Here is a 15,440-nt window from a genome sequence, read left to right on the forward strand (position 1 = left end):
ACCTACGGCAGTTCCGCGGCCGGCATGCGCGCCGCGATCGTGCCCGAGCGGCTCGCCAGATATCCCGAGCCTTGCCGGCGTTCGAAGAGTTTCGGACTCGGCAGCATCACTGCGAGCCTTGCGGCCTCACCGGCGTTGAGCCGCGAAGCCGGCTTCCTGAAATAGTGCTGGGCGGCAGCCTCGGCGCCGAAGATGCCTTCACCCCATTCGACGTTGTTGAGGTAGATCTCGAGAATGCGCTGCTTGCTCAGCATCACTTCGAGCGCCGTGGCGAGCACCAGCTCCTGGCCTTTGCGAAGCAAGGTGCGCTCGCCGGACAGCAGCAGGTTCTTGGCCAGCTGCTGTGTGATGGTCGAGCCGCCGCGCAGTTGGGGCGCGCGAGGTTCCTTGCCCCGTGCGCGCATCTGAGCTGCGCGCCGGGCAGCCATCTCCTCGGCCTTGGCGTTGCGTTGGTGCGCGCGCTCGATGGCTTCCCACTCGACGCCCTGGTGGTAGATGAATTCGCTGTCCTCGCTCGCGATCACGGCGCGCTTGAGCGAGTCGGAAATCTGCGAATAGGGGACCCACTGCTGCTTCCAGTCGCGCTCGCCGTTGCTGCGTCCGTGGACGGCAACCTGCCAGGCTTCGGAGCGCTGGAAGGCCGTGGATTCCGGATCGATGGCCGCCATCGCGGCGATCCGCAGGATGAAGAAGAGTTCGAGCGCGAAGGCCGCGACCAGCAGACAGCCGAGCCAACGAAGAAAGGGCTTCACTTCGCGTCGACGATGGCGCGCAGCTCGGCGAGCACCGTGGCCGCGGGCGGCCGGACGCCGCGCCAGGTCTCGAAGGCTTCGGCCGCCTGCTCGACCAGCATGCCGAGTCCGTCGCGCGGCACGGCGCCGTGCGCACGCGCCCACGCCATGAAGCCGGCCGCCGCGGGGCCGTACATCATGTCGATCGCGAGTGCGCCGGTCTTCAGCACGCGGCCGTCGACCGGTACTTCGCCGCCGGCCAGGCTCGACGCAGTGGCGTTCACCACCACGTCGAAGGTACCGGGCACGGCGTGGAGTTCTTGCGCCTCCAGCGCGACGTGATGTTGGAGCGCAAGCGCCGCATGGCGCTGGACCAGCGCGATGGCCTTGGCGAGCGTGCGGTTGGCGACCACGACGCGGCGCGGTCCGGCTTCCAGCAAGGGGCCGAGCACGCCTGCGGAGGCACCGCCTGCGCCGAGCAGCAGCAACTCGCTGCCAGCGATCGGCACGCCCGCGTGCAGCGTGATGTCGTTGACCAGCCCGATGCCATCGCTGTTGTCACCGTGGATGCCGTCCTCGCGAAAGCTCAGCACGTTGACGGCGTGCGCCAGCGTGGCACGCGGCGTCAGGTGCTGCGCGAGCGCCGCCGCGTCGAACTTGAAGGGCACCGTGACGTTGCAGCCGCGCGCCGTTCCTGATGGGTCGGCACGGAAGGCTGCCACCGCGTCGGCGAATCCGCCGATCGGTGCGAGGCGGCGCCCGTAGCTCAGCGACTGGCCCGTCAGCTCGGCGAAGCGCGCATGAATCCAGGGTGAGCGGCTGTGCTCGACCGGATTGCCCATCACGCAATACAGGTCCATGGCGTCTCCGATCATTGTCTGGACGAAAGCTGCGTCTCGAGCGTCTCGTCGTGGGTGAACTTGAAGCGCGAGGGCAGCACGATCTGGTCGGTCTGCCGGCGCATCGCGTCGGTGAACTTGCCGAAGCTGCCGATGCTGCGCACGATCGCCTGCGCGCGCCGGTCCAGCAGGCGGTTGCCCGAGCTTTCGACGACGTCGGTCGCGAGGATCGAGCCGTCGTGGTTGACGGTGACCATCATCGTGAGCTCGCCGTACATCTTCTTGCCCGCGGCCTCGGGGAAGTTCTCGGTGCCCCGCACCTCGATCTTCCGGCGCAGCGCATCGACATAAGCCGCATAGGCCGCTTCGCGCGTGGCCGGGCTGATATACCGCTTCTTGGGACGTGCGTTCTCTTCGTTGACGCGGCGCTCGATCTCGGCGAGCAGGTTGACGAGCTGGCGGCGCTTTTCCTCGCGCGCGGCGGATTCGCTCGGGTTGCCCTGGCTGCGCGGGTCGGGCACCGGCATCGACGCGAGCTGCTGCTTGATCTGCGCCAGAAGCAGCATCTGTTGCTGCTGCATCGCCTCGACCTGGCGCTGCTGCTCTTCCATCGCGTCGCCGATCGTCGTGAAGGTGGAGGGCGGCAGCGGGCTGGTGGCGCGCCCCTTGTCGAGATCGCCACCGCCGGCGAGCGAGGCCTGGGCAATGGCTTTCGCCTTGTCAGGGCGCTCGTTGGTCTTGGCATTGACCAGGATGACCTCCAGTGGCGTCTCCTTGAAGACGCGGTTGAAGGACTCCGGGTCGACGAAGCGGACCGTCAGCAAGGCCGCATGGGCGATCACCGACAGGCCGAGCGCAATCTGCAGTGTGCTGAGGTCGCGCAGGTTCATGGGGCAGTCTCCCTCGGGCTCATGCGGGCGTGTTCTCCGGTGCAGCCTCGCTGTCCGTGAGGTCGACCGCGATCGCGATCGGGCCGGCGACTTCTTCCTCGTCCTCGCCGGCTTCGTCCTCGGCCGTCGCTTCGGCGGGCGCCGCATCGAGGCGCTCGATGACAGTGCCGTGGACGTCGAGCGCGATCTCGTCGATCTCGCCGAGCTTGACGCGCACGCGCGCGCCGCGCTGCAAGCCTTGCGTTCCCGTGACCTGGAACACCAGCGGTATCGTGTCGGCGCGCACCAGCGCGCCGTTCGGCACGTCCTTCATCAGGGTCGCGTCGAGTTCGGTGATGCCCTGCTGCTGCAAATACTTGAGCGTCCAGAAGCGTTCCATGCCGCCCTGGTGCGCGTTGTAGGTGCTGTAGGCCGCGTCGAAACCCGAGAGGATCGAGAAGAGATCCGCATCCTTCGGCTTGAACGGCGCCGCCAACGCCGCGGTCTTGCCGTGGCGGGCGGCCGCGATGATCTGCCACTGGTTCACGAGATCGGTGTAGCGACGCAGGGGCGAGGTGCTCCACGCGTAGCTCTTCACGCCAAGGCCGGCGTGCGGCAGGGCGCGCGTACCCATCCGCACCTTGATGCCAGGCGCGAGGCTGGCCTGGCTGCGGTAGAGGCCGGGCACCCCGAGTTCGCCCAGCCAGCCGCCCCAGCTGCTGTTCGCCAGGATCATCGCTTCGGAGACGATCAGGTCGAGCGGCGCGCCGCGCTGGCGGGTGGTGATCTGGACCTGCTCGTTGCCGGTGGGCTCGCCGTCGTTGCCGACGAGGCGGAAGTTGTAGTCGGGGCGGTTGAAGCTCTCGGGCTTGCCGCGCACCACTTCGCGCTGCGCCTTGAGCTGCTTCGCGAGGCGGAACAGGAAGGAGAGCGGTTCGCGCACGCGTTGGGCGACCTCGGGCGTGCTGTCGGCGTTGACCGATGCATCTTCGAGCCACTCCTGCGTGACGACGGTGTCGAGCTGATCGTGCCGCAGGTTGGCGACGATAGGTACACGCTCGAGTTTCGTTTCGGTGCCCTTCAGGGCGAGCGAGCCTTCGTCGAAGGTCGCGTAGATGGAGACGGCCGGGCAGTCGCGCCCTTCCTGCAAGGTGTAGGCCTCGACCACGTGGTCGGGCAGCATCGTGATCTTGTGGCCCGGCATGTAGACCGTCGACATGCGCGTGCGCGCCACCTGGTCGATCGGGCCGCCCGGCACCAGCGCGAGCCCCGGTGCCGCAATGTGAATGCCAACGACCACCGTGCCGGTGCCGAGGCCCCGCACCGACAGCGCATCGTCGATTTCAGTGGTCTGCGAATCGTCGACGGAGAAGGCTTGTACTTCGGCCAGCGGCAGTTCGTCGGCGATGACGGGCGCGCTGAGCGCCGGAAAGTTCGTGCCCTTCGGAAAGTTCTCGAACAGGAAGCGCCGCCAGTGAAACTGGTAGGACGAATCGATGGCGCCGGCACGCTTCAGCAGGTCGAGCGGCGCGCGCTGCGTGGCGCGGGAGGCTTCGACGACGGCCTTGTATTCCGGAGCGTTCTTGTCGGGCCGGAACAGGATCTTGAACAGTTGCTCGCGCACCGGCGCCGGGCACTCGCCCGCGGCCAGTTGGGCCGACCACTCGGCGATCTGCGCCTGAACGGCCTTCTTCTTCTCGATCGCGGCCAACGCCTGCTGGACGATCTCGGCCGGCGCTTTCTTGAAGCGACCCTTGCCGGCGCGGCGGAAATAGTGCGGCGCCTCGAACAGCGCGAGCAGCGCAGCGGCTTGCTGGACCAGACTCGGCTGGGCCTGGAAATACTCGGCAGCCAGCTCGCCGAAGCTGAACTCACCCTCGGGTGCGAACTCCCACGCCAGGTCGAGATCGACCGTGGCGGCCAGGGCGCGCGCCTCGGCCAGCAACTCGGGCGGGGCCGGCTTCTCGAAGCGCAGAACGATGTTGGCGCCCTTGACCTTGACGCGCTTGCCGGTCTCGAGTTCGACCTGCGCCGAGGCCTCGGCCTCGGACAGGACGCGGCCACCGAGGTACTTGCCGGCTTCTTCGAACAATACAAACATGGCGCGGATTGTCCCATGCGCTGCGGCGCATTCCGGCTGCTCGCAGACCCTCAGACAGGGTCGATGAAGGCCAGCACGTCGTCGAGGTGGCGCTCCTCGAAATCCGACAGCGCGTGGTCGCTGGCTTCGAGCAGCTCGATGCGGCTTCCCGGATAGCGATCGGTCATTTCACGCCAGTCGAGCACTTCGTCGCCCTTCGCGATGATGGCGAAGACCTGGTCGGGCCGCGCCAGCGGGCCGACGTCGAGGGCACGCAGCTCCCCGATGTATTCGGGCCGGAAATGAAAATGCTCCGAAGGGTTGTGCCAGAGCGTCTGGTCGCCGATCTGGCGGACCAGGTCGCGGGCCGGATGGACGGCCGGGTTCAGCAGCACCGCCCGGCAATGCGTCGTGCTGGTGACATAAGTGGCATAGAAGCCGCCCAGCGAGGAGCCGACCACCGCCATCGAGCTTCGCGGCCAGTCGGCGATGCCGCGCATCACGAGGTCGATGGCCTCCCGCGGTGACGGTGGCAGTTGGGGGCACCACCAGCGAAGATGGGGATGCTCGCGGGCAACGCGCTGGGCCATGAGCGAGGCCTTGGTCGAGCGGGGCGAGGAGCGAAAGCCATGCAGGTAGAGCAGGTGGGTGGTTCGCGGCATGGCGCGCATTATGGGCACTCCGGCCGAAATTGCGCTCGGAGCCGCTCCCGGGTGCGCGGGGCGCGATAATTCGCTTCCCAATTTTCGCTCTCTTATGTCTGCCGTTTTCCATCAACCCTCGCTCGCGCGACGCCTGTTGCCCGTGTTCCAGGGTTTCGACGGTTTCCTCGCCTTTGCCGTTCTGCTCCTGGCCTTCGCCGGGATGATGACGATGTATTCGTCGGGCTATGACCACGGCACCCGCTTCATGGACCATGGCCGCAACATGCTGCTGGCCGGTTTCATCATGTTCGTGGTCGCCCAGGTGCCGCCGCAGCGCTTGATGGCCTTCGCGGTGCCGATCTACACCGTGGGCGTGGGCCTGCTGGTGGCCGTGGCGCTCTTCGGCATCACCAAGAAAGGCGCCCAGCGCTGGATCAACGTAGGCGTGGTGATCCAGCCCAGCGAAATTCTCAAGATCGCGATGCCGCTGATGCTGGCGTGGTGGTTCCAGCGGCGCGAAGGCCAGTTGCGGGCGCTGGATTTCGTGGTGGCCACGGTCCTGCTGGCGGTGCCCGTCGGCCTGATCATGAAGCAGCCCGATCTGGGCACCGCGCTGCTGGTGCTGGCCACGGGGCTGTCCGTGATTTTTTTCGCAGGCCTGTCGTGGAAGCTGATCGTGCCGCCGGTGGTGATCGGCATCGTGGCGGTGACGCTCATCGTGAGCTTCGAATCGCAGCTTTGCGCGGACGGATTCGACTGGAGGATCCTGCATGACTACCAGAAGCAGCGCGTCTGCACGCTCCTCGACCCGACCAAGGACCCGCTCGGCAAGGGATTCCACATCATCCAGGGGATGATCGCGATCGGCTCCGGTGGAGTCGGCGGCAAGGGCTTCATGCAGGGCACGCAGACGCACCTGGAGTTCATTCCCGAGCGCACCACCGACTTCATCTTTGCGGCCTACTCCGAGGAATTCGGCCTGGCCGGCAATCTGGCCCTGATCGCGGCCTTCACCTTCCTGATCTTCCGCGGCCTCGCGATCGCGCTGGATGCGCCGACGCTGTTCTCCCGCCTGCTGGCCGGGGCGGTCACCATGATCTTCTTCACCTACGCCTTCGTGAACATGGGCATGGTGAGCGGCATCCTGCCGGTGGTGGGGGTGCCGCTGCCTTTCATCAGCTACGGCGGAACCGCCATGGTGACGCTGGGGCTGGGCCTGGGCATCCTGATGTCCATCTCCCGCGCCAAGCGGCTCATGCAGTCCTGATGTTCGGTGAACACCGCGGAACCGGCTTCGCCGGGCCGCCGGTGTTGCCCCCGGAAGGGGGTGGGCGAAGCGACACGAAGTGCGCGCAGCCTGGGGGCGAGCCCTAGAATGCCTCGATGATCTCTCGCGAACCCACCATCGAGCGCCTCGCCACGGCGCAGCAACTCCTGCTCACGCCCTTTGGTCTCGACGAAACGCACCTCTCGCGTGCGCTTGCCGAGATCACCGCGCACAAGGTGGACGACGCCGACCTCTACTTCCAGTACACGCGCAGCGAGGGCTGGAGCCTAGAGGAGGGCATCGTGAAGACCGGCAGTTTCAGCATCGACCAGGGCGTCGGTGTCCGCGCGGTCAGCGGCGAAAAGACGGCGTTCGCGTATTCGGACGACATATCCGAGGCGTCGCTGCTCGACGCCGCGCGCACGGTTCGCACGATTTCGGCCGCAGGACGCACGGCGCGGGTCAAGGCGCCGGCGCGTCGCATCGCTTCCAGCCGATCGCTGTACGGCGCGGTCGACCCGATTTCCACGCTGGACAGCACCGCGAAGGTCCAGCTTCTCGAAAAGGTCGAGAAACTCGCCCGCTCCCGCGATCCGCGCGTGGCGCAGGTGATGGCCGGCCTCGCGAGCGAGTACGACGTGGTGCTGGTCGCGCGCGCCGACGGCACGCTGGCCGCCGATGTACGGCCGCTGGTGCGCCTGTCGGTCACCGTGATCGCCGAGCAGAACGGACGCCGCGAAGTGGGCTCGGGTGGCGGCGGCGGGCGCTTCGGGCTCGCCTACTTCGACGACGAGCACATCGCCGAATACGTGGACCAGGCCGTCAAGTCGGCTCTGGTCAACCTCGATTCGCGTCCCGCCCCTGCCGGCGAAATGACCGTGGTGCTCGGCCCGGGCTGGCCCGGCATCCTGCTGCACGAGGCCATCGGCCACGGGCTGGAAGGCGATTTCAATCGCAAGGGGTCGAGCGCGTTCTCGGGCCGGATCGGCGAAAGAGTGGCCGCCAAGGGCGTGACGGTGCTCGACGACGGCACCATCGCCGACCGCCGCGGCTCGCTCAACGTCGACGACGAAGGCAATGCGACTCAGCGCAATGTGCTGATCGAGGACGGCATCCTCAAGGGCTACATCCAGGATTCGATGAACGCGCGGCTCATGAAGGCCAAGCCCACCGGCAACGGCCGTCGCGAAAGCTACGCGCACGCGCCGATGCCGCGCATGACCAACACCTACATGCTGGGCGGCGGCCGCGAGCCGCAAGAAATCGTTGCGAGCATCAAGAAGGGGCTCTACGCCACGAACTTCGGCGGTGGGCAGGTCGACATCACGAGCGGCAAGTTCGTGTTCTCGGCGAGCGAGGCCTACTGGGTGGAGAACGGCAAGGTCCAGTACCCGGTGAAGGGCGCGACGCTCGTGGGCAACGGTCCGGATGCGCTCACGCGCGTCACGATGATCGGCAACGACATGTCGCTCGATTCGGGCGTCGGTACCTGCGGCAAGGAAGGCCAGAGCGTGCCGGTCGGCGTGGGCCAGCCAACTCTGCGAATCGACGGCTTGACCGTCGGCGGCACTGCCTGAGCCCTTCCTGTGCTACATTCGCGACTTATGTCCGCCGCACGCGCTTTTTACTTTGCCTACTTTTGGTTCCCGGTTTCCGGCGGACGAGAGGCGCGCGCGTAAAAGCAGCAGACAGCAGAACCTCCCAAAACCGCCGGTGCCAAAAGCCCGGCGGTTTTTTTATTGCCCTCGCGAAATCAAGACACCCGAAAAGGACGACACATGAGCACGAAAGCCGCCCCGGCCAGCGACACCTGGTATGCGAACGTCGAAAAGACCAGCCGAACCGACGACGAACGCATCAAGGACATCACTGTGTTGCCCCCTCCCGAGCATCTGATCCGCTTCTTCCCGATCCGCGGCACGCCGGTGGAATCGCTGATCACCGGCACCCGCCGCGCAATTCACAACATCATGGCCGGCAAGGACGACCGCCTGCTGGTGATCATGGGCCCGTGCTCGATCCACGACCCGTCTGCGGCACTCGAATACGCCCGCCGCCTGAAGGCCGAGCGCGAGAAGTACGCCGGCACGCTGGAGATCGTGATGCGCGTGTACTTCGAGAAGCCGCGCACGACGGTGGGCTGGAAGGGACTGATCAACGACCCGTACCTGGACGAGAGCTTCCGCATCGACGAGGGCCTGCGCATCGCGCGCCAGTTGCTGATCGACATCAACCGCATGGGCCTGCCGGCGGGCAGCGAATTCCTCGACGTGATCTCGCCGCAATACATTGGCGACCTGATTTCCTGGGGCGCAATCGGCGCTCGCACGACCGAGAGCCAGGTGCACCGCGAACTGGCCTCGGGGCTGTCCGCACCCATCGGCTTCAAGAACGGCACGGACGGCAACATCCGGATCGCCACCGACGCGATCCAGGCCGCTGCACGCGGGCATCACTTTCTCTCGGTGCACAAGAACGGCCAGGTCGCGATCGTGCAGACCAATGGCAACAAGGACTGCCACGTGATCCTTCGCGGCGGCAAGGCGCCCAACTACGACGCGGCCAGCGTCGCGGCCGCCTGCAAGGACCTCGAAGCCGCCAAGCTGCCGCAGACTCTCATGGTCGATTGCAGCCACGCGAACAGCAGCAAGCAGCACCAGAAGCAGATCGACGTGGCGAAGGACATCGCCGGGCAGATCGCGAGCGGCAGCCGCAGCGTGTTCGGGCTGATGGTCGAGAGCCACCTGACGGCCGGCGCCCAGAAGTTCACACCGGGCAAGGACCCGATCGCCGGTCTCGAATACGGCAAGAGCATCACCGACGCCTGCCTGGGCTGGGACGATTCGACGCAGGTGCTGGACGTGCTGTCGCAGGCCGTCAAGCAGCGCCGCGGTTGAGGCGGGCCGCGGCGCTGTTCAGATCAGCGCCGCCAGGTCGGGCCAGTGGTGGCGCAACAGCGCGGCTTCGTCGCCATCGGTCTTCATGAACGAGAAGTCGTTGAAGTCGAAGCCGGGCCCGACGGTGCAGCTCACGAGCGTGTAGTCGTCGTCGGCCGCCTGCGGCGAAACGATGGGCCGGGCCGCCTGCCACTGGCCAGCCGGCACCGTGTGCTGGGGCCGCATGCCGTGCACGTCGACCGGCCCCAGCCGCACATGGGCCGGCGCGGTTCGCAGTGCCGCATCGCTGATCCAGAGCGCGAGCGGGGCGCCTTCGAGATGGATCCACACCTCGTCGGACTGCACCCGGTGCCAGCGCGAATGCTGGTGTGCTTCGAGCAGGAAATAGATGGTGGTGAGCGCGTCGCGCGCCGGCCGGCCATCGGCGGGCATCACCTGCCTCGAAGAACGAAACATCTCGCGGAACCATCCGCCCTCGGGGTGGGGCTGCAACTGGAGGGTCTCGATGAGTTGCTTCGCTCGCATGGGGCTCATTCTGTCGCGTTCAACGCGGAAAGGAGCTTTTCGTGGATGCCGCCGAACCCGCCGTTGCTCATGCAGACGATGTGATCGCCGGTTCGGGCGGCCGCGACGACCTGTTCGACCAGCGCCTCGATGTTGCCTGCGACTTGCGCGCGATCGCCCATCGGAGCGAGAGCCGCGCAGGCGTCCCAGTCCAGCCCGCCGCTGTGGCAGAAGGAAAGGTCGGCCGCTTCCAGGCTCCAGGGCAACTGGGCCGTCATGGTGCCCAGCTTCATGGTGTTGCTGCGCGGCTCGAAGACTGCAAGGATGCGGTCGCTTTTCCTGCCTTCGGCGTCGAGCTTCTGCCGCAGGCCGTCGAGGGTCGTGCGGATTGCGGTCGGATGATGGGCGAAATCGTCGTAGACGGTGACAGTGCCTTGCCGGCGGTTCGCCGTGCCGCGCAGTTCCATGCGCCGGCGCACGTTGCGGAAGCTGCCGAGCGCATCGGCCGCGGCGGCGGGCGAGACGCCCACATGCTCGGCCGCCGCGATGGCGGCGAGTGCATTCATCTGGTTGTGCAGGCCTGAAAGCGCCCATTCGACCCGGCCGACGCGCTCGCCCTGGCGCAGCACGTCGAAGGCGTCGTGCGAGCCCTGGGCCTGCCACTCGCCACCGGCGCCGAAACGGGCGAGTTCGCTCCAGCAGCCTTGGGCCAGCACGCGCTGCAGGCTTTCTTCCGTGGCATTGACGACCACGCGCCCCGTGCCCGGCACGGTGCGCACCAGGTGATGGAACTGCCGCTCGATCGCCCCCAGGTCATCGAAGATGTCGGCGTGGTCGAACTCGAGGTTGTTCAGGATCGCGGTGCGCGGCCGGTAGTGGACGAACTTGCTGCGCTTGTCAAAGAAGGCCGTGTCGTATTCGTCGGCTTCGATCACGAAGGTGGAAGAAGTGCCCCGCCCGAGCCGGGCCGACACGCCGAAGTCCAGCGGCACCCCGCCCACCAGGAATCCGGGCGCCAGTCCGGCGCGCTCCAGGATCCAGGCCAGCATCGATGTCGTGGTCGTCTTGCCGTGCGTGCCGGCGACGGCCAGCACATGCCGTCCCTGCAGCACTTGCTCGGCCAGCCACTGCGGGCCGCTGGTGTAGCTCGCGCCCGCGTCGAGGATCGCTTCCATCAGCGGAAACTTGGGCGTCCCGTCGGCCAGCCGGGCCCGTGACACCACGTTGCCGACCACGAAGACGTCCGGCTTCAATGCCAGTTGGTCGGCGCCAAAGCCTTCGATCAGGTCGATGCCGAGCGCTCTCAGCTGATCGCTCATCGGCGGGTAGACGCCGGCGTCGCAGCCGGTCACCCGGTGGCCGGCTTCGCGCGCCAGTGCCGCGACGCCTCCCATGAAGGTCCCGCAGATGCCGAGAATGTGAATGTGCATGCGGCGATTCTAGGGACGCAGGTGATGCGGACTTCTGCGAGGGCCGTACTGCGGGCAAAATGAACCGATGGACATGTCCAAGCAGGAAATCGCCGCCGCTGCGGCCCGCCTCGTCGTCGAGGAAGGGCTGGAGTACGGGCCCGCCAAGCGCCGCGCGCTGCGCGACCTGGGGCTGCCCGTGCGCACCGCACTGCCGAACAACGACGAAGTCGAGGCCGAGGTCCGTGACTACATCCAGCTCTATTGCGCCGACACCCAGCCCAAGGAATTGCACGCCCTGCGCGTGCTGGCGCTGGAATGGATGGAGCGGATGGCCCAGTTCCGGCCGCACGTGGGCGGCGCGGTGTGGCATGGCACGGCGACGCGTTTGTCGGATATCTATATCCAGCTCTTCTGCGACGACTCGAAGTCGGCCGAGATCGCGCTCATCGATCACCATGTGGACTACGAGCCGCGCATGGTCACCGGCTTCCACGGGGAGCAGGTCGAAGCTTTGAGCGTGCACGCGACCAGCCGCGCGCTTGGCGAGGAAATCGGCGTGCACCTGCTGGTCTATGACCTGGACGATCTGAGGGGGGCGCTCAAGCACGACGCCCAGGGGCGCGTGCCACGAGGCAATTTGGCCGCTCTGAGGCGGCTCATCGAAAAGGACAGCGGATGACTTCCGGGCCAACGCGTCGTGGCTGGCTTTATGGTGGCGTGGCCGCAGTCGCGGCGCTCGCTGGGGCGGGGGGTGCCTTCTGGCGAAGCCAAGCCGCACGCGGAGGAGGTGAACGCCTGGATGACGGCTTCTGGTCGCAGCGCTTCGAGCGCCCGGAAGGCGGTGAACTGGTTTTCGACGCCTTGCGCGGCAAGCCGCTGATCGTCAATTTCTGGGCGACCTGGTGTCCCCCTTGCGTCGAGGAAATGCCGATGATCGACGCCTTTTTCCGCGAAAATGCGGCCAACGGTTGGCAAGTTGTCGGATTGGCCATCGACCAACCGAGCGCGGTACAAAAATTCCTGGGCAAGACGCCGGTGAGCTACCCGATCGGGCTGGCCGGGTTGCAAGGGACCGAACTGGTCAAGCAACTGGGCAATACCGCGGGGGGCTTGCCCTTCACGCTGTTTGTCGACGGGAGCGGCGCCGTGGCGGCGCGTAAAATGGGCAAGCTCGAGGCCGGCGATCTCCAATCATGGCGGCGGGCATAGTTCACGGCTAGAATCCAGCCCCACAAATCGCGCAGTTGGCGTTGAAACGCCGAAATAAGCCGATCTTCAGGCGAGTTACACTCTAATAACCGGCATACGCTGGAGTCCCATGGATCTACGCAAGCTCAAGACACTGATCGACCTGGTGTCTGAATCGAACATCTCCGAGCTGGAAATCACGGAAACCGAAGGCAAGGTCCGCATCGTGAAGGGCGGCGTGGCCGCACCGGTGCAGTACGTCCAGGCCATAGCGACGCCGGCCGCGGGGCCTGCCATCGCGGCGCAGCCGACTGCCGCTCCCGTCGGCGCTCCTGCGGCTGCGCCGGTCGAAGCCGCTTCCACCGGCCATGCCATCAAGTCGCCCATGGTGGGCACTTTCTATCGCTCCTCCAGCCCCGGCGCCCCGGCATTCGTCGAGATCGGCAGCCAGGTCAAGGAAGGCGACACGGTCTGCATCATCGAGGCGATGAAGATCCTCAACGAGATCGAGGCCGACAAGTCCGGCACCATCACCCAGATCCTCGGCGAGAACGGCCAGGCGGTCGAATACGGACAGCCGCTGTTCATCATCGAGTGACCATGTTCAAGAAGATACTGGTCGCCAATCGTGGTGAGATTGCCTTAAGAATCCAGCGCGCCTGCAGCGAACTCGGCATCAAGGCCGTGATGGTCTATTCCGAGGCCGACCGCGAGGCCAAATACGTCAAGCTGGCGGAGGAGGCCGTGTGCATCGGTCCCGCGCCTTCTTCGCAGAGCTACCTCAACATGCCGGCGATCATCTCGGCCGCCGAGGTGACTGACTCCGAAGCCATCCATCCGGGCTACGGCTTCCTGAGCGAGAACGCCAACTTCGCCGAACGCGTGGAGCAGAGCGGCTTCCAGTTCATCGGCCCCACGCCCGAGTCGATCCGCATCATGGGCGACAAGGTGTCGGCCAAGCAGGCCATGATCAAGGCGGGCGTGCCTTGCGTGCCCGGCTCCGAGGGCGAACTGTCGGACGACGCGGCCACCAACAAGCGCATCGCCCGGGCCATCGGCTATCCGGTCATCATCAAGGCGGCGGGCGGTGGCGGCGGGCGCGGCATGCGCGTGGTCCACACCGAGGCCGCACTGGTCAATGCCATCCAGATGACGAAGGCAGAGGCGGGCGCAGCCTTCAACAATCCGGCCGTGTACATGGAGAAGTTTCTCCAGGACCCGCGCCACATCGAGATCCAGATCCTCGCCGACAAGCACAAGAACGCCGTCTACCTGGGCGAGCGCGATTGCTCGATGCAGCGGCGTCACCAGAAGGTGATCGAGGAATCGCCGGCGCCGGGCATTCCGCGCAAGCTCATCGAGAAGATCGGCGAGCGTTGCGCCGCAGCCTGCAAGAAGCTGGGCTACCGCGGTGCGGGCACCTTCGAGTTCCTCTACGAGAACGGCGAGTTCTATTTCATCGAGATGAACACGCGCGTGCAGGTGGAGCATCCGGTCACGGAGTTCACGACCGGCATCGACATCGTGAAGACGCAGATCATGGTGGCGGCGGGCGAGAAGCTGCCCTTCACCCAGCGCCAGATCGAGATGCGGGGCCACGCGATCGAGTGCCGCATCAATGCGGAGGATCCGTACAAGTTCACGCCGTCGCCGGGCCGCATCACGATGTGGCACCCGCCGGGCGGACCGGGCGTGCGCGTGGATTCGCACATCTATACCAACTACTTCGTGCCGCCCAACTACGACTCCATGATCGGCAAGATCATCGTGCACGGCGACACCCGCGAGCAGGCGCTGGCGCGCATGCGCACGGCGCTGAACGAGACGGTGGTGGAAGGCATCCAGACCAACATGCCGCTGCATCGCGAGTTGATGGTCGATGCCAAGTTCATGGGCGGTGGCACGAACATTCACTACCTGGAAGAGTGGCTGGCCGCGCATAAGCGTTGAGCTCGCGAGGCTTCGCGCACTGCGTGTCGCTACGCCCGCCCCCTCGCCGGGGGGTACACCAGCGAGCCGGCCGAGCCGGCTCGCGGTGTTTTGGGGCGGGCATTGCTTTCCGGGGCGTTGGCCTCTGACTATGAAGAAAGAGGGACTTCTATGTTCGAACTTCGTCTGATGGCGCCTGAGGAACTGGTCGAAACCGTCAGCGATGCGCTGGATGCGCTCGATGCCTTGAGCGTTTCGGTCGAGGATGCAGATGCGCAGACCGATGCGGAGCAGGCGCTGTTCGGCGAGCCGGGCATGCCGCCGCCCAAGGAGGGCTGGCAACGGTCGCGCGTGATCGCCCTGTTCTCCACGGAGCAGCTTGCTCGTGAGGCGGCTGCGCTGCTGGAAGCGCAGGACTTCTTTGCCGATTGCCGCCTTCTGGGGCTGGCGGACGTGCCGGAGCAGGACTGGGTGCGGCTGACGCAGTCGCAGTTCGCGCCGGTCGAGGTCACGCCGGAATTCTGGATCGTGCCGACCTGGCATGAGCCACCTGCGCAGGCGCGGCAGATCATCCGGCTCGATCCGGGACTCGCGTTCGGGACCGGGACGCATCCGACCACGCGCATGTGCCTGCGATGGATCGCCAGGCGCGGGCATCCGATGGGGCAACGCGTGCTCGACTATGGTTGCGGCTCCGGCATTCTGGCGATCGGCGCGGCGAAGTTCGGCGCTAGCGAGATCGATGCGGTGGATATCGACGACGCAGCAGTCGAGTCGACGCGGCTCAATGCCGAGGCGAATGGCGTGCAGTTGAATGCGGGCCTGCCCGATGCGGCGAACGGACGCTATGACGTCGTGCTCGCGAACATCCTTGCGACGCCGCTCAAGGTGCTGGCGCCCCTGCTGTGCGACTACGTCGCTCCGGGCGGCGCGCTGGTGCTCGCCGGCATTCTCGAGCGCCAGGCAGATGAGTTGAAACTCGCCTATGCGCAGTACGCCTCGCTGGAAGTGAGCGACAGCGAGGACGGCTGGATCCTGATGACCGCAAAGATCTAGTTGGCGCGAGGCCGCGCGCAACCA

General features: G+C 66.3%; 15 protein-coding genes. 8 read left to right on the forward strand and 7 right to left on the reverse strand.

Annotation, left to right across the window (positions count from 1 at the left end; translation table 11 throughout):
* Positions 1 to 2: 2 nt before the first annotated feature.
* From mtgA to QTH97_RS10145, 5 genes are read right to left on the reverse strand one after another with little or no spacing between them, the layout of a single operon-like run.
* Positions 3 to 752 carry a monofunctional biosynthetic peptidoglycan transglycosylase gene (gene mtgA, locus QTH97_RS10125; protein WP_286568009.1) on the reverse strand — a complete coding sequence of 250 codons (750 nt, stop codon included), beginning with the start codon at positions 750 to 752 and terminating at the stop codon, positions 3 to 5.
* Positions 749 to 1,591: a shikimate dehydrogenase gene (gene aroE, locus QTH97_RS10130; RefSeq protein ID WP_286568010.1), complete on the reverse strand. Its 843-nt coding sequence runs from the start codon at positions 1,589 to 1,591 to the stop codon at positions 749 to 751. Before aroE ends, mtgA begins: the two co-directional genes overlap by 4 nt.
* Before the next feature lie 11 nt (positions 1,592 to 1,602).
* Positions 1,603 to 2,460 (reverse strand): energy transducer TonB, encoded by an 858-nt coding sequence (locus QTH97_RS10135; protein ID WP_286568011.1) that lies wholly within the window; start codon positions 2,458 to 2,460, stop codon positions 1,603 to 1,605.
* A gap of 19 nt (positions 2,461 to 2,479) precedes the next feature.
* On the reverse strand, positions 2,480 to 4,540 hold the full coding sequence (locus tag QTH97_RS10140) for a ribonuclease catalytic domain-containing protein (protein ID WP_286568012.1): 2,061 nt from the start codon (positions 4,538 to 4,540) through the stop codon (positions 2,480 to 2,482).
* A 50-nt stretch (positions 4,541 to 4,590) separates the two neighbouring features.
* Positions 4,591 to 5,181 (reverse strand): YqiA/YcfP family alpha/beta fold hydrolase, encoded by a 591-nt coding sequence (locus QTH97_RS10145; protein ID WP_286568013.1) that lies wholly within the window; start codon positions 5,179 to 5,181, stop codon positions 4,591 to 4,593.
* A 94-nt stretch (positions 5,182 to 5,275) separates the two neighbouring features.
* On the opposite strand from QTH97_RS10145, the gene rodA reads away from it, so the two are divergent.
* The 3 genes from rodA (at position 5,276) to QTH97_RS10160 (ending at position 9,327) form a co-directional block, all read left to right on the forward strand.
* Entirely contained in the window at positions 5,276 to 6,430 is a 1,155-nt protein-coding gene (rodA, locus tag QTH97_RS10150; protein ID WP_286568014.1) for a rod shape-determining protein RodA, read from the forward strand.
* A 116-nt stretch (positions 6,431 to 6,546) separates the two neighbouring features.
* Positions 6,547 to 8,007 (forward strand): metalloprotease TldD, encoded by a 1,461-nt coding sequence (tldD, locus tag QTH97_RS10155; protein ID WP_286568015.1) that lies wholly within the window; start codon positions 6,547 to 6,549, stop codon positions 8,005 to 8,007.
* Between the two features lie 201 nt (positions 8,008 to 8,208).
* Complete coding sequence (locus QTH97_RS10160) at positions 8,209 to 9,327, forward strand: 3-deoxy-7-phosphoheptulonate synthase (protein WP_286568016.1); 1,119 nt, start codon at positions 8,209 to 8,211, stop codon at positions 9,325 to 9,327.
* Between the two features lie 18 nt (positions 9,328 to 9,345).
* On the opposite strand, the gene QTH97_RS10165 is transcribed toward QTH97_RS10160, so the two are convergent.
* A complete protein-coding gene (locus QTH97_RS10165; protein ID WP_286568017.1) occupies positions 9,346 to 9,861 on the reverse strand; it encodes a cupin domain-containing protein in 516 nt (171 codons plus the stop codon).
* Positions 9,858 to 11,261 carry a UDP-N-acetylmuramate:L-alanyl-gamma-D-glutamyl-meso-diaminopimelate ligase gene (gene mpl / locus QTH97_RS10170; RefSeq protein WP_286568018.1) on the reverse strand — a complete coding sequence of 468 codons (1,404 nt, stop codon included), beginning with the start codon at positions 11,259 to 11,261 and terminating at the stop codon, positions 9,858 to 9,860. The genes QTH97_RS10165 and mpl overlap by 4 nt, the downstream gene beginning before the upstream one ends.
* 67 nt (positions 11,262 to 11,328) lie before the next feature.
* Between mpl and QTH97_RS10175 the strand changes: the two genes are divergently transcribed.
* The 5 genes from QTH97_RS10175 (at position 11,329) to prmA (ending at position 15,416) form a co-directional block, all read left to right on the forward strand.
* On the forward strand, positions 11,329 to 11,922 hold the full coding sequence (locus QTH97_RS10175; RefSeq protein ID WP_286568019.1) for a hypothetical protein: 594 nt from the start codon (positions 11,329 to 11,331) through the stop codon (positions 11,920 to 11,922).
* A 38-nt stretch (positions 11,923 to 11,960) separates the two neighbouring features.
* Entirely contained in the window at positions 11,961 to 12,452 is a 492-nt protein-coding gene (locus tag QTH97_RS10180) for a TlpA family protein disulfide reductase (protein ID WP_444813414.1), read from the forward strand.
* 109 nt (positions 12,453 to 12,561) lie between these two features.
* Positions 12,562 to 13,029, forward strand: a complete 468-nt coding sequence (accB, locus tag QTH97_RS10185; protein WP_286568021.1) for an acetyl-CoA carboxylase biotin carboxyl carrier protein — start codon at positions 12,562 to 12,564, stop codon at positions 13,027 to 13,029.
* A gap of 2 nt (positions 13,030 to 13,031) precedes the next feature.
* A complete protein-coding gene (gene accC, locus QTH97_RS10190) occupies positions 13,032 to 14,381 on the forward strand; it encodes an acetyl-CoA carboxylase biotin carboxylase subunit (protein ID WP_286568022.1) in 1,350 nt (449 codons plus the stop codon).
* A gap of 150 nt (positions 14,382 to 14,531) precedes the next feature.
* Positions 14,532 to 15,416, forward strand: a complete 885-nt coding sequence (prmA, locus tag QTH97_RS10195) for a 50S ribosomal protein L11 methyltransferase (protein ID WP_286568023.1) — start codon at positions 14,532 to 14,534, stop codon at positions 15,414 to 15,416.
* The last annotated feature ends 24 nt before the right edge of the window (positions 15,417 to 15,440 follow it).

Origin of the sequence: Variovorax gracilis, from assembly GCF_030317115.1 — a bacterium.
GTDB classification, from domain to species: domain Bacteria; phylum Pseudomonadota; class Gammaproteobacteria; order Burkholderiales; family Burkholderiaceae_C; genus Variovorax; species Variovorax gracilis.

Excerpts from the sequence above, each read along its gene's own strand:
- tldD (WP_286568015.1), top strand. The coding sequence starts at position 6,547 with ATGATCTCTCGCGAACCCACCATCGAGCGCCTCGCCACGGCGCAGCAA.
- mpl (WP_286568018.1), bottom strand. The coding sequence starts at position 11,261 with ATGCACATTCACATTCTCGGCATCTGCGGGACCTTCATGGGAGGCGTC.
- rodA (WP_286568014.1), top strand. The coding sequence starts at position 5,276 with ATGTCTGCCGTTTTCCATCAACCCTCGCTCGCGCGACGCCTGTTGCCC.
- aroE (WP_286568010.1), bottom strand. The coding sequence starts at position 1,591 with ATGGACCTGTATTGCGTGATGGGCAATCCGGTCGAGCACAGCCGCTCA.
- accC (WP_286568022.1), top strand. The coding sequence starts at position 13,032 with ATGTTCAAGAAGATACTGGTCGCCAATCGTGGTGAGATTGCCTTAAGA.
- QTH97_RS10145 (WP_286568013.1), bottom strand. The coding sequence starts at position 5,181 with ATGCCGCGAACCACCCACCTGCTCTACCTGCATGGCTTTCGCTCCTCG.
- accB (WP_286568021.1), top strand. The coding sequence starts at position 12,562 with ATGGATCTACGCAAGCTCAAGACACTGATCGACCTGGTGTCTGAATCG.
- QTH97_RS10135 (WP_286568011.1), bottom strand. The coding sequence starts at position 2,460 with ATGAACCTGCGCGACCTCAGCACACTGCAGATTGCGCTCGGCCTGTCG.
- QTH97_RS10140 (WP_286568012.1), bottom strand. The coding sequence starts at position 4,540 with ATGTTTGTATTGTTCGAAGAAGCCGGCAAGTACCTCGGTGGCCGCGTC.
- QTH97_RS10175 (WP_286568019.1), top strand. The coding sequence starts at position 11,329 with ATGGACATGTCCAAGCAGGAAATCGCCGCCGCTGCGGCCCGCCTCGTC.
- prmA (WP_286568023.1), top strand. The coding sequence starts at position 14,532 with ATGTTCGAACTTCGTCTGATGGCGCCTGAGGAACTGGTCGAAACCGTC.
- QTH97_RS10165 (WP_286568017.1), bottom strand. The coding sequence starts at position 9,861 with ATGAGCCCCATGCGAGCGAAGCAACTCATCGAGACCCTCCAGTTGCAG.
- QTH97_RS10160 (WP_286568016.1), top strand. The coding sequence starts at position 8,209 with ATGAGCACGAAAGCCGCCCCGGCCAGCGACACCTGGTATGCGAACGTC.